This is a genomic window from Streptomyces sp. NPDC048185, from assembly GCF_043202495.1.
Lineage (GTDB): Bacteria > Actinomycetota > Actinomycetes > Streptomycetales > Streptomycetaceae > Streptomyces.
The window spans coordinates 750,567-762,289 of record NZ_JBIDAN010000002.1 but is presented as its reverse complement, the minus strand read 5'-3'; the positions used below and the strand labels follow the sequence as shown (position 1 = coordinate 762,289).

The window sequence follows — 11,723 nt, the reverse complement described above, 5'->3', positions numbered from 1 at the left end:
TGGTGAACCTCTGGGTGATGGGTCAGGCGGCGGCGTGGGCCGGGGCGAGGACGGCGAGGACGCGGAGCATCGGACGGCCGGTGGTGAGCAGGGAGTCCGCGAGGGAGACGAGGCGCTCGCGGGTGCCGGTGGGCGTGGCGGAGCCGTTGCCGTTCGCCAGCGTCGGCTGCTCCCAGGAGCCCAGGCGGGCCTTGTACTCCTCGATGGGCGCGCGCAGCGGTTCGTCCCACGCCTCGCGGTGCTGCTCCAGGAACGCCTCCGCGCTGTCCAGGACACCGGGGATCGCCTCGGCGAGGCGGTCCGTGTCGTGGGAGAGGCCCGGGTTGGCCATCGTCGGGCCGACCTGGGCGCGACGCAGCACCGCCACCATGTCGTCGTCGACCTCGCCGTCCTTGGTGACCGCCATCCACTTGACGACGGTCGGGCGGCCGAGCGCGTTGGAGTAGATGCCCTGGACGAGGTACGTGGGTTGCGGCACGCCGGCGGTCAGCACCGGTGCCTCCTGGCGGTCCAGGCGGACCAGGACCTTGTCCGTGAGCCACTCCATGACCGGGTGCAGGTCGGTCAGCAGGGAGATGTCGGGCCAGCTCGACGTCGCCGAGGCGCGGGCGCGTGTCAGGCTGTGGTCGGCGAGCCGCCGGTTGAAGGTGACCTTCAGGCGGTCGCGCAGGCCCTGCTCGCGGACGTAGTCCGGGGGCAGCGCCCTGAGGCGGTTGATCAGGTCGGAGGGCGGGACGAAGGAGAGTAGCCCGGTCTCGGGGTCGGTGGACAGGTCCAGCCGGCCGTGGGCGTCGGGGTATACCTCGCGCAGCGCCTCGTCGAGGAAGTCGCGGGCGGAGGCGAACAGGTGGGGCACGTGCGCCCGGGGGACGGACCCGGTGCCGTCGCCCGCGTCGGAGGCGCCGGCGTCCTCCGCCGGCTCGTCGTTCACGGCGCCGAAGAAGTCGGCGAGGAAGTCGTCCACGCCGTCGTCCGCGTCGGAGGCACCGCGGGAGTCCAGGGACTCGTCCACGTCACGGCCCCGCAACAGGTCCTGGATGAGGGACTTCTCCTCGGCCTCCGCCCGGTACAGGCCGGACACCGCCTCCGCCGTGCCCAGTGACCGATGGGCCTCGGCCTCGCGGTCCAGCAGGCGCTCCGCGACGAGGGTGTCGTCCTTCGCGCCGTCGACGGAGCTGGTGAGGATCAGCGCCCGGAACTGCGGCTGGTACTGCTGCCCGTAGCGGTCGATGCGGCCGTTGCGCTGCTCGATGCGGATCAGCGACCAGGGCACGTCGTAGTGGATCAACTGGTGGCACTGACGGTGCAGGTTGACGCCCTCGGAGGCGACGTCGCCGGTGAACAGGATGCGTACGGGGGTGTCCGCGAGGCCGAAGTCCTCCACGCACTGCATCTGCTGCTCGTCGGACAGGCCGCCGTGCATGACCCGGGCGGCCTGCTCGGCGGCCTTGCCCTTGAAGCCGAGGGCCGCCGGCACGGTCCGTGCCAGCCACTCCAGGGTCTGCACCCGCTCGGAGAAGACCACGACCCGGGTGTCGGACTTCGGCCCGACCCCGATCTCCCGCAGCTGCTCCAGCAGGGCCCCGAACTTGCCCGAGTCGGCCTGCGTCATGCCTGACGCCAGCTCCAGCAGCCGGTGCAGGGCCGCGCGTTCGGCGGCCGTCGCCTCCGGGTCGTCCTTCTTCTCCAGCGTCTTGATGCGCGTGCTGACCGTGGCCTTCAGCGCGGCGTGGGAGGAGAGGAACGACTTCAGCAGTGTGTACGGGAACAGGGGCACGTCGCTGACCGACTTCGCGCCGTCGGACGGCAGCCAGACCGAGGCCAGCTCCTCGAAGACCTTCTCCTCGGCGGGGGTGGCTGTGACCCGGATCGAACGGGACGGGCCCCGGTCCGCCCACTGCCCCTTCATCTGCTCCCGCACCTCGGGGCTGACCTTCGTACGCCGGATGAACAGGTGCTTGATGTCGTCGGCGCGGTAGTGCTCCGGGTCGCGGATCGCGGCCGGGTCGAGCAGGGAGATCAGCTCGGCGAAGGAGCGGGCGTCGCCGTTGTGCGGGGTCGCCGAGGCCAGCAGCAGGGCGTCCGTGTGTGGGGCCAGCGTGCGGGCCAGCTGGTTGCGCAGGGAGCCCTTGTTGATCAAGTTGTGCGACTCGTCGATGACGACCGCGTCCCAGGTGATCCGCTCCAGGTGGTGCTTGTACTGGTCGGTGTTCTTCAGGGTGTCGATGGAGACGATGACCCGCTTGAAGTACGTGAACGGGTTGCGGCCCGCGGGGATCTCCCGCTGGATCCGCTCGATGCCCACCGAGTCCAGACGCACCAGCGGGATCGCGAACCGCGTCCACAGCTCGTGCTGGAACTGCTCCAGGACGTGCTGCGGGGTGACGACGAGGATCCGCTCGCCGCGGCCGCGGCGGATCAGCTCGGCGAGGGTGAGGCCGATCTCCAGGGTCTTGCCGAGGCCGACGACGTCCGCGATGAGCAGGCGGGGGCGCAGGTTGCGGCCAGAGAGGGCGAGTTGGGCGGGACGCTGCTGGTAGGGGAGGGAGTCCAGGAGGAAGGAGTCCGCGAGCGCGAGGCCGCGTTCGGCCTGCGGCAGCGGCGTCTTGCGCAGCACCGCCTCCAGGAACAGGCGCGAGCGGCGGAAGTTCGGTGAGTCGTCCCGCACCAGGCGGGTCCGCCTCGGGTCGAGCAGCTCGACCTGGTCCAGACCGGTGAAGAACACCGCCTCCTGGTCGCGCACGAAGTCCGACGCGCCCACCGCCTCGACGCGGGCGCCGTCGTGCTCGGTCCGCGTCGCGTTGCGCACCAGCCACACCTCGTCCCGTACGAGGATCTGGGCGCCCGGCGGGAAGAGGGCGTCCTCGTCGCTCGTCGCGGCGGCGGGGCTCAAGTCGGCGGTCACGCGGTTGCCTCCTGGGCGTTCGTGTCGGTGGTTGGACGCGACCCGCGGTGGGGAGAGCGCGCGGGACGCATGGTTGGGGCAGTGCTCGTGGGGATCGGCGCGGGCGGGCCCGGGCTCGGAGGATCAGAACGGAGCTTTCGCCGCGTACGCGGTACGGAGACGCTCTGCTGTCCTACGGGCCTGCACTGAGTGACGCAGCGTGTGTGTTCCTTCGCCGGGCCGTCCGGACACCGTGTGTGTGCGGCCCGGAATCGGCTTCTCACGCCTCGGACCGCCGGACGGATCCCGCTGGGCGGGAGACGCAAGACCAGTGGAGTCCTGTGCCGCTGTCCCGGGGCTCTTGACCGGGCTGGAAGGGCTGGAGGGGGAAGCCGGAGCGTCGGACGGAAGCGGCGTCGCCAGGTCGGCCGGGAGGATCTTCGTGACCGGAGCGTCGTTCACGGGGGCGGGCCAGGAGACAGTAGGTGGGGCATCCGCAGGTGCAGCCTTGTGTCGTTGCCCCGCGGTGTGCGCGGTGAGCCTGCGACGCGCCTGGGCGATCTTCATGCCGTGCGTCTCGATCACCGATCGGCACTGCTGCACCACGTCGTTCAGCGACGGCCGGCCCTCGGCGTTCTGGGCCAGCATGCCGGTCAGAAGTGGGAGCAGTTCGTCGGGCGCACCGGAAAGGTCCGGCGCCGTGTCAGGGTCGGTGACCAGGTGGAACACCATGTACGGGGTCGCCGCCTCGTGCGGATAGTGGCCCGTCGCGGCGAAGAGCAGCAAGGCGCCCAGCGCGTACACGTCCACGGCCGACGTCAGCGGCTTCACACCGGCGGCCTGCTCGGGAGCCATGCAGATCGGGGTACCGACCACCTGGTGCGGGGCGGTGAGGGAGACGCTCGACTCGGTGAAGGCGGCCAGCCCGAAGTCGATGATCTTCGGGCCGTTCGGACCGAGCAGGACATTGGCCGGCTTCAGGTCGCGGTGGAGAAGGCCCTGTGTGTGCACGGCCGACAGCGCCTCGGCGAGGATCGCACCGAGCGCGGCGGTGAGGACGGACGGCAGTGGTCCGTGCGTCTTGACGTGCCGGGCGAGGTCAGGGCCGTCCACGTACTCGGTGGCCAGCCACGGCTGCTCCGCCTCCGCGTCGGCTCCCAGGAACGCCGCTATGCGCGGACCCCAGATGGTCTTGAGTACCTCGATCTCCTGCGCGAACCGCTGGCGGGACTCGGAGTCCACGACGGACGGTTTGATGACCTTCACCGCGGCAGGCTCGCCGCCGAGTGACTCACCCAGGTACACCTGACCCATGCCTCCGTGGCCGATCCGGCCGAGCAGTTCGAAGTCGCCCAGCGCGAGCGGGTCCTCGGGGTTCAGGGACGTGATCTGCACGGGGGTCCTCGGCACTCGATCCTGGCGGGCGTCTGATCAGCGGCGATGCGCGCCTGAGGACACGGTAGTGGAAGTGGTGGGCAGGTGTGACGCGTATGGCGGGATGGAGATATCGGCAGCCCCAGGTGAAGAGGGTGTGGAGAGTCGGTTCAGGCATGTCGGCCGATCCCGCGACCAGGGCCTCCCCGGCCTGCGAGACGCCGGCCTGGGGTCGCCAAGCGATCAGTCGGGCCGGGTGGCGGGTCCGCCGCCAAGGGCGTACGAGCGGAGAGGAACCCGTGCCGCCGGGGCCCTGAACAGTGCGTTCTCCTTACTGCATATGATGTGCAAGTGCGCACCACCGACTACACCATCCGCCCCGCCACCCCCGCCGACCTCGACGCCGCCCGGGCCGTCATGCTGGACACCGTCTACCGCGACTTCGGCACCGGCTACGTGCCCCGCTGGCACCGGGACATCATCGACCTGGACGGTGCGTACCTGAGCCCCGCCCGGCACACCCTCCTCGTCGCCGTGGACGGGCGGGACGGGGAGGTCGTCGCGACCGGTGCCCTCGACTCCCGGGGGCCCGCGCATCCCCCGAACCCCCGGCACGTCGCCGAGCGTTACCCCTCCGGGGTCACCGCGCAGCTGCGCCGCGTGTACGTCCGGCCCGACCACCGGCGGCGCGGGCTGGCGCGCGGGCTCGTCGACGAGCTGCTGGCGTTCGCCGCCGCCGACGGGGGATACCGGGCCGTGTATCTGCACACCGACCCCGCCGTCACCGGGGCCGAGCCGTTCTGGCGGTCGCTCGCCAAGGTCGTGCACGACGAGCGTGAGGACGCGGGCGGCGGGCAGCGCGTCGTGCACTTCGACGTGCCCCTGCCCTGAGGGCGCCGCACGACGGTCTCATGGAAATCATTTTCATGTAGGGTGTCTCTGCGTTCGCGTTGCCCCTCCAGCTCACACGTCCACCCGATCGATCCGAGGACCATGCGCTCCCACCGCCGCTCCCGGCTGCTCGCCCCCCTCCTGCTCTTCCCCCTGGTCGCCGGCTGTTTCGCCTCCGGCGGTGAGGAGTCCGCCAAGGACGGTGACGGCGGCTCCCGGCTCCGGGTCGGTCTCGCCTTCCCGCCCGCCGAGAACCTCTCGCCCTACGGCGCCGACGCCACCCTCCTCAGCCGGCTCGGCGTCACCGAGGGGCTCACCGCGCTGGACGCCAACGGTTCCGCCGCGCCCGCCCTCGCCGAATCGTGGCGCAGGGACGGGGACAGGGCATGGGAGTTCACCCTCCGCGACGCCACCTTCCAGGACGGCACCGACGTCACCCCGGCCGCCGTGGCCGACTCCCTCGCCCGGGCCACCGCCGCCAAGCCCGCGCCCGCCGCCCTCGCCGGCGTCACCCTCACCGCCAAGGCCGACGGCGACCGGGTACTCAGGGTCACCACCGCCGCGCCCGACCCCGTACTCCCGTTGCGGCTCTCCAGCCCGAGCCTCGCCATCCTCGCCGAGAAGGCCTACGCGAAGAGCGGGCGCGTCGACCCCGTCGGCACCGCCACCGGGCCTTTCGAGATCACGAAGGTGAACGGCGCCACCTCCGCCTCCCTCGACCGCTTCGACGACTACTGGGGCGGCCGCGCCCAGGCCTCCGGGATCGACGCCCGTTTCATCGCCGACGGCACCGCACGTGCCAACGCCCTGCGCACCGGCGAGCTGGACATCGCCGAGGCCGTTCCCGTCTCCCAGGCGGCGAGCCTCGGCAAGGAGAGTCGCAGGGACACCGCCACCACGCGGACCACCAGCCTGCTGCTCAACTCCTCCTCCGGGCCCTTCGAGGACGCCTCGCTGCGGGCCGCCGCCCGGGGTGCGATCGACACCTCCGTGTTCGCGAAGGACGTGTACGAGGGGTACGCCGACGCCGGTGCCGGTGTCTACGGGCCCGCCGTCACCTGGGCCGAGGGCAAGCGGCAGAAGCCCGTCGGGCGCGTCGCCGCCGGGAAGCCGAACGGGACCACCGTCTCCCTCGCCACCTACGACAACCGGCCCGAGCTGCCCGAGGCCGCCCAGGTGGTCAAGCAGCAGCTGGAGAAGGCCGGGTTCACCGTGAAGCTGACCGTGCGCGAGTACTCGCGCCTCGAAGGCGACGCCCTGGACGGGAAGTTCGACGCCTTCGTGCTCGCCCGCAACACCCTGGTCGACACCGGTGACCCCGTCGCCGTCCTCGCCAGCGACTACACCTGCGCCGGCGGCTACAACATCGCCCAGCTCTGCGACAAGGGCGTCGACGCCGCCGTCGCCAAGGCCGAGGGGATCGCCGACACCGCCGGGCGGCAGGACGCCGCCATGGCCGCCGAGGCCCGCGTCCTCGGGACCGACGCCGTCGTGCCGCTCGTGCACCAGCGCATCATCACCGGCGTCGGCACGTCCGTGCAGGGTGTCGTCCTCGACCCGTACGAGCGCACCCTCGTCGGCACCGGCACCCGGCGCTGAGCCGTGCGGCAGCGCGTGGCCACCGCGGTGTGGCGGGTCGTCCTCGCGGCCGGGCTGGTGTGCGGGATCGGGCTGCTGCCGTGGCTGACCCGCACCGACCCGGCGCACACCGTCCTCAAGGCGCGGGCGGCCGACCGCGACCCGACGCCCGAGGTGCTCGCCGACATCCGCGAGCAGCTCGGGCTGGACGGCGGGCCGCTGCACCTGCTCGGCCGGTGGCTCGGCGGGCTCGCGCACGGCGACGCCGGGCAGTCGTGGATCTCCGGGAACGACGTCCTGCCCGACGTGCTCCAGGCCCTCGGTGCCTCCCTGCTGCTGATGACGGTCGCCCTCCTGGTGGCCGTTCTCACCGCCACGGCCGTCTGTGCCCGCACCCTCAGGCTCGGCGCGCGGCGGCTGCTCGACGGGCGGCGCCGTGGCGGCACCTTCTCCGCCGTGGTCGCCGCGCTGCCCGAGTTCCTCGTCGCCTCCGTGCTCGCCACCGTCGTCGGGGTGCAACTGGGCTGGCTGCCCGCGCTGGGCTGGTACGGGCCGCAGTGGACCGTACTGCCCGCCCTCGCCCTCGGGCTGCCCGCCGGCGCCGTGCTCGGGCGGCTGCTCGACGACCTGCTGCCCGGCGCCTTCGGCGAGCCCTGGGCGCTGGCCGCCGCGGCGCGCGGACTGACCGGACGGTCCGTCGCCCGGCAGGCCGTGCGGCGGTGCGTGCCCGCGCTGCTGCCCAACCTCGGGCTGTTCGTCGTCGGGCTGACCGGCGGAGCCGTCGCCGTCGAGCAGGTCTTCGACATCCCCGGCCTCGGCCGCACCACCCTGCAGACCGCCCTCGCGCAGGACCTGCCCGTCCTCCAGGCCGGCACCCTCGCCCTGCTCCTGCTCGCCGCGCTCGCGACCCTCGTCACCCGCCTCGCCGGCCGCCTGCTCACCGGGCCCGCCCTGCGCGACGGCGCCCTGTCCTCACTGCACCGGCCGGCACCGCCCGCCCGCGGCCTGCTGCCCCTCCTGTACGGCGGTGTCCTGCTGGCCGTCGTCGCCTGGGGGCTGTTCCGCGACCCGCTCGCCCTCGACACGGGCCAACGGCTGCGGGCCCCCTCCCTCGCCCACCCCTTCGGCACCGACGCCCTCGGCCGCGACCTGCTCGCCCGCGTCGGCCACGGCGCTCTCGACACGCTGCTGCTCGCCTCCGCCATCACCGCCGCCGCGCTGCTCACCGGGGTACTGCTGGGGCTCGTTCCCCGGGTCTCCGCGCCGCTCGTCGACACCGTCAACGCCGTGCCGCCCGTACTCGCCGCCCTCCTCGTCACCGCCGTCGCGGGCGGCGGAGCCGCGACCCCCGCACTCGCCGTGGGCGCCGTCGCCTGGGCGCCGCTCGCCACGCACACCGCGTCGCTGCTGCGCCAGGAACGGGCCACCCTGCACATCACGGCCACCCGGGGGCTGGGCGCCGGGCGCTGGTACCTGCTGCGCCGCGAACTGCTCCCCGCCGTCCTGCCGCCCGTCATTCGGCACGCCCTGCTGCGGCTGCCCGGCGTCGCCCTCGCGCTCGCCTCGCTCGGCTTCCTCGGCCTCGGCGCCCAGCCGCCGTCCCCCGAGTGGGGTCTGCTCCTCGCCGAGAACCAGCCCTACGCCGAACGCGCCCCCTGGGCCGTCCTCGCTCCCGCCGCCGTCCTCGCCCTGCTCGGCGCGCTCGCCGTCACCACGGCGGGCGGACTGCGCCGGCCCCGACGACGGCAACGCCCGAAGCCCCCGGCCACCGGCCCGCAGCCCACCGCCGTCGCCGAGAAGGAACTGGCCGACGCCCGATGACCCCCATCACCTCCATCGGCCGCGCATCCGGGAAGGCTTCCGGCCGCCGGCCCACCAGCCCGCTGTCCCCCCTCCTGCGCCTGCTGATCCTGACCCAACTCGCCTTCAACGTCGGCTTCTTCGCCGTCCTGCCCTTCCTCGCCGAACACCTGGGACAGGCCGTGGGCATGGCGGGCTGGCTGGTCGGTTTCGTGCTCGGACTGCGGACCTTCAGCCAGCAGGGACTGTTCGTGGTCGGCGGTGCGCTGGCCGACCGCTACGGCATCCGGCCTGTCGTCCTCACCGGATGCGTCCTGCGCATCGCCGGCTTCGCGTGGCTCGGGTACGCCGAGCGGACCTGGGCGGTCGTCGGCGCGGTGCTGCTCATCGGGTTCGCCGCCGCGCTGTTCTCGCCCGCCGTCGAGTCCGAGGTCGCCCGGCAGGCCGTCCTCTGGGAGGAACAGGGCGGCGGGGACCGCACCCGGGTGCTCGCGCTGTTCACCGTGGCCGGGCAGGCGGGGGCGTTCGTCGGGCCGCTGCTGGGCGCGCTGCTGCTGGCCGTCGACTTCCGTACGGCCTGTCTGGCCGGTGCCGGTGTCTTCGTGCTCGTCCTCGCCGGGCACGCGCGGCTGCTGCCCCAGCACCTTCCCGGGCGGGCCCGCGTAGGGGCCAGGGGCGGCGTGCGGCTGCTCCTGCGCAACCGGCCCTTCCTGGCACTGTGCTGCGCCTACGGCGCCTATCTGCTCGCCTACAACCAGCTCTACCTCGCCCTGCCCGCCGAGGTGGAGCGGGCCGCCGGCTCCCAGGCGCCGCTGGCCTGGCTGTTCGCGCTGTCCTCACTGCTGGTGGTGACCGCGCAGTTGCCGGTGACCCGGTGGGCGGGGGAGCGGTTGACGCCGCGCCGGTCCATGGTGGCCGGGCTGGTGCTGATCGCCGGCGGGTTCGCCGCCGTCGCCCTCGCCCGGCCCGCCGGGTGGACGGGCGTGGGCGGGCTGGCACCGGCCGCCGGGTTCGTCGTGCTGCTGACGCTCGGCCAGATGCTGGTCGCGCCCGTCGCCCGCGCCTGGGTGCCCGACCTCGCCGAGGACGGCAGACTCGGCCTGTACACGGGGGCGTTGTCCTCGGTCTCCGGGCTGATCGTGCTGGCCGGCAGCTCCGTGACCGGCCTGCTCCTGGACAGCGGGCTGCCGGCCGCCGTGCCGTGGCTGGCACTGGCCGCCGTACCGCTCGCCGCGGTCACCCTGCTGCCGCGCGGTCACCGGGACAGGAGCTCCCGCGCGGACACGTGAGCCGCGGCTGCCGGTGCGGACGCCGGTTCCTCCCCGGGTGCCGCCACCCCGCTCCCCGACCTCCGCCACAACCACACCACATCCCGCCCGAACGACCACACCAGCAGCCCCAACGCCAGCCCCACCACAGCGGCGTCGACCCCACGCGGCAGCAACTCCGCGCCCGCGAGAAGCAGCAGTACCCCCTGCAACGCCGCCACCGTCTTGCGGGCCGTGCTCGGCGGCAGCGGGGCCGTCAGCCACGGCCACACCCGGGCCGCGGCGACGAACACGTACCGCATGCCGCCGATCAGCAGCACCCACGGGCCCAGGTCCATCGCGACGTACACGCTGAGCACCAGGATGAGGAACGCGTCGACCTCCATGTCGAAGCGCGCCCCCAGGGCCGTCGTCGTGCCCGTGCGGCGGGCGACCTGGCCGTCCACGCCGTCCAGGATCAGGGCTGCGGCCGTCAGGCCGACGAGGAGGGAGACGGGCGGCGCGCCGCGGAACGAGTCGGCGACCAGGGCCGTGACCCCGCCGACCAGGGTGGCCCGGCCGAGCGTGACCCGGTTGGCCGGGCCGAACGACGGCGGCCGGGAACGGTGCAGGGCCCGGGTGAGCACCGCCCAGGTCGCGAACGCGAACGCGAGGCCGGTCAGCCAGCCCGCCGCGCCCATGCCGATCACCGTGCCGAGCAGCACCAGCAGCAGGACCTGCGCGCCCGCCCCCACCGCGGTCTCCTGCTGCGGGGGCCTCGCTCCGTACGTGTTGTTCAGGGCCACCGAACACCCTCCGGCCGTGTGACAGAGTCGGTCGACGCCGCTACCTTGTGCGCGGCTCGTGCATCCCTCGGTACGTGGGCGGCTTGCCGATCGTTCAGGAGGACATCCGATGACCCGCACCGCACGTGCGTTCTGGCTCGACTCGCCCGGCCGGGGCGTGATCCGCGACGTCGAGCTGCCCGCGCCCGGCCCGGACGAGGTGCTCGTGCGCACGCTCTGGTCCGGGATCAGCCGGGGCACCGAGACCCTCGTCTTCCACGGCCGGGTGCCCGAGAACCAGTACGCGGTCATGCGCGCGCCCTTCCAGGAGGGCGACTTCCCCGGGCCGGTGAAGTACGGCTACCTCAACGTCGGCGTGGTGGAGGAGGGCCCGGACGCGCTCGCCGGGCGTACCGTCTTCTGCCTCTTCCCCCACCAGACCCGCTACGTCGTCCCGGCCGCCGCCGTCACCCCGGTGCCGTCGGACGTCCCCGCCGGGCGGGCCGTGCTCGCCGGCACGGTGGAGACCGCCGTCAACGCCCTGTGGGACGCCGCGCCCCTGGTCGGTGACCGCGTCGCCGTGGTCGGCGGCGGCATGGTCGGCTGTTCGGTGGCCGCGCTGCTGGCCCGGTTCCCCGGCGTCCGCGTCGAGCTGGTCGACGCCGACCAGGCGCGGGCGAAGGTCGCCGAGGCACTCGGCGTCGGCTTCGCGTCCCCCGCCGACGCCGTCGGCGACCGGGACCTCGTCGTGCACGCCAGCGCCACCGAGGAGGGCCTCGCCCGGTCCCTGGAGCTGCTGCGGCCCGAGGGCACGGTCGTCGAACTGAGCTGGTACGGCGACCGGCGCGTGGCCCTGCCGCTCGGCGAGGCCTTCCACTCCCGGCGCCTGACCGTGCGCGGCAGCCAGGTCGGCACCGTCTCCCCGGCGCGCGCAGGCACCCGCACGTACGCCGACCGGCTCGCCCTCGCCCTCGACCTGCTCGCCGACCCCGCGCTGGACGCCCTCGTCACCGGCGAGTCCGCCTTCGACGAACTGCCGGACGTGCTGCCGAGGCTGGCCTCGGGGGACGTCCCCGCCCTGTGCCACCGCATCCGCTACGGCGACGACGACTGAACTCCGCCTCCCGCCCTGGGCGGGACCTCGGCGCATCGGCGCCTGACCTT

Annotated in this window: 8 protein-coding genes; 5 read left to right on the top strand and 3 right to left on the bottom strand. The window is 73.6% G+C overall.

What is annotated here, in order from left to right; genetic code table 11:
- Positions 1-22 precede the first annotated feature (22 nt).
- Together ACGF3H_RS09420 and ACGF3H_RS09415 are read right to left on the bottom strand one after the other, a co-directional pair.
- Positions 23-2,905 (bottom strand): DEAD/DEAH box helicase, encoded by a 2,883-nt coding sequence (locus tag ACGF3H_RS09420; protein ID WP_362488228.1) that lies wholly within the window; start codon positions 2,903-2,905, stop codon positions 23-25.
- A gap of 123 nt (positions 2,906-3,028) precedes the next feature.
- Positions 3,029-4,279 (bottom strand): protein kinase, encoded by a 1,251-nt coding sequence (locus ACGF3H_RS09415; protein ID WP_362488230.1) that lies wholly within the window; start codon positions 4,277-4,279, stop codon positions 3,029-3,031.
- Between the two features lie 330 nt (positions 4,280-4,609).
- On the opposite strand from ACGF3H_RS09415, the gene ACGF3H_RS09410 reads away from it, so the two are divergent.
- The 4 genes from ACGF3H_RS09410 (at position 4,610) to ACGF3H_RS09395 (ending at position 9,816) form a co-directional block, all read left to right on the top strand.
- Positions 4,610-5,149, top strand: coding sequence for a GNAT family N-acetyltransferase (locus ACGF3H_RS09410; protein ID WP_362488232.1), 540 nt, complete (start codon positions 4,610-4,612; stop codon positions 5,147-5,149).
- A 102-nt stretch (positions 5,150-5,251) separates the two neighbouring features.
- Positions 5,252-6,748: an ABC transporter substrate-binding protein gene (locus tag ACGF3H_RS09405; RefSeq protein WP_362488234.1), complete on the top strand. Its 1,497-nt coding sequence runs from the start codon at positions 5,252-5,254 to the stop codon at positions 6,746-6,748.
- Positions 6,749-6,751: 3 nt separating this feature from the next.
- On the top strand, positions 6,752-8,548 hold the full coding sequence (locus ACGF3H_RS09400) for an ABC transporter permease subunit (RefSeq protein ID WP_362488236.1): 1,797 nt from the start codon (positions 6,752-6,754) through the stop codon (positions 8,546-8,548).
- Positions 8,545-9,816: an MFS transporter gene (locus ACGF3H_RS09395; RefSeq protein ID WP_362488238.1), complete on the top strand. Its 1,272-nt coding sequence runs from the start codon at positions 8,545-8,547 to the stop codon at positions 9,814-9,816. The genes ACGF3H_RS09400 and ACGF3H_RS09395 overlap by 4 nt, the downstream gene beginning before the upstream one ends.
- Here the strand turns inward: ACGF3H_RS09395 and ACGF3H_RS09390 are convergent.
- Complete coding sequence (locus tag ACGF3H_RS09390) at positions 9,783-10,580, bottom strand: CDP-alcohol phosphatidyltransferase family protein (protein WP_362488241.1); 798 nt, start codon at positions 10,578-10,580, stop codon at positions 9,783-9,785. The two genes, ACGF3H_RS09395 and ACGF3H_RS09390, sit on opposite strands and share 34 nt — an antisense overlap.
- Positions 10,581-10,689: 109 nt before the next feature.
- Between ACGF3H_RS09390 and ACGF3H_RS09385 the strand changes: the two genes are divergently transcribed.
- On the top strand, positions 10,690-11,673 hold the full coding sequence (locus ACGF3H_RS09385; protein WP_362488243.1) for a dehydrogenase: 984 nt from the start codon (positions 10,690-10,692) through the stop codon (positions 11,671-11,673).
- Positions 11,674-11,723: the final 50 nt, after the last annotated feature.

Coding starts and splice junctions, on each gene's coding strand:
- ACGF3H_RS09385 (WP_362488243.1), top strand. CDS start 10,690: ATGACCCGCACCGCACGTGCGTTCTGGCTCGACTCGCCCGGCCGGGGC.
- ACGF3H_RS09395 (WP_362488238.1), top strand. CDS start 8,545: ATGACCCCCATCACCTCCATCGGCCGCGCATCCGGGAAGGCTTCCGGC.
- ACGF3H_RS09405 (WP_362488234.1), top strand. CDS start 5,252: ATGCGCTCCCACCGCCGCTCCCGGCTGCTCGCCCCCCTCCTGCTCTTC.